The organism is Tenacibaculum sp. L6 (genome assembly GCF_028823685.1).
Classification (GTDB): Bacteria; Bacteroidota; Bacteroidia; order Flavobacteriales; family Flavobacteriaceae; genus Polaribacter.
Map to the genome: position 1 here is coordinate 1 of NZ_JAPEHZ010000157.1, position 915 is coordinate 915.

General features: G+C 40.4%; 1 protein-coding gene. It reads left to right on the forward strand.

Annotated features, from left to right (window positions below):
- A partial coding sequence (locus OU788_RS12470) for a hypothetical protein (RefSeq protein ID WP_274635461.1) occupies positions 1–915 on the forward strand: 915 nt, incomplete at both ends.

Below are 915 nucleotides of genomic sequence, written 5' to 3' on the forward strand. Positions count from 1 at the left end.
TAGAAGTAGTTGACAATAAAGGATGTAATGCTACAAACTCAGCTACGATTAACCCACAGGTAAGAGTAACGGCTACAAGTACGCCAGAAGATTGTAATTTAGGAACGATTACCTCAGTAGGAGCAGACGGATCAGGAACGGGCTATGTTTATGCAGTAGTTGCTGATGGAGCAACACCAGTTGCAGGAGATTTTGCAGCAGGTAATGCATCAGTTAACAGAGCAGCTGGAACATACGATGTGTATGTAGAGGATAGTAATGGATGTCGTGGAGTATTCCAAGATGTTGTAGTAGGAAGCGTAACGCCAGTAACAGCAAGTGTATCAGAGACACAAGCAAGCTGTTCGACAGATACAGGAAGTTTAAGTATTACCGTTTCTCAAGGAACACCACCTTATACAATTAATATAACAGGAGCTGCTACGATAACACGAACAGGAGTTGGAACCACAGCAGAAAACTTTACAGGTTTAGGAGATGGTGCTTATAATATAGAAATTGTAGATTCAGAAGGATGTGATTTCCAAACAACTGCAACGATTATAGTTCCAGAAGCCTTAACAGGAGGAGGAGCAACTACAACAGATTTAAGTTGTGCTCCATCAGGAGGGGTTAACTCAGGAAGTATAAGTTTCACAGACCCAACAGGGGGAACAGGTTCTTATGTTTACTTCTATAAATTAACAAGTAGTGCTACATTCTTAAGTAGTACGACTTCACCTGTTACAGGATTAGCAGCAGGAACTTATGATGTTCTTATAGAAGATACAAATGGATGTGGAGGGTTTGCAGACACAGTTACAATAGCAGATTTACCAACAGAGCCAACTTTAACAAGTACTGTGGTATATAATTGTGACGGTACAGGTAATATTACAGTAACCCCTACACCATCAGGAACATATACCTATACAT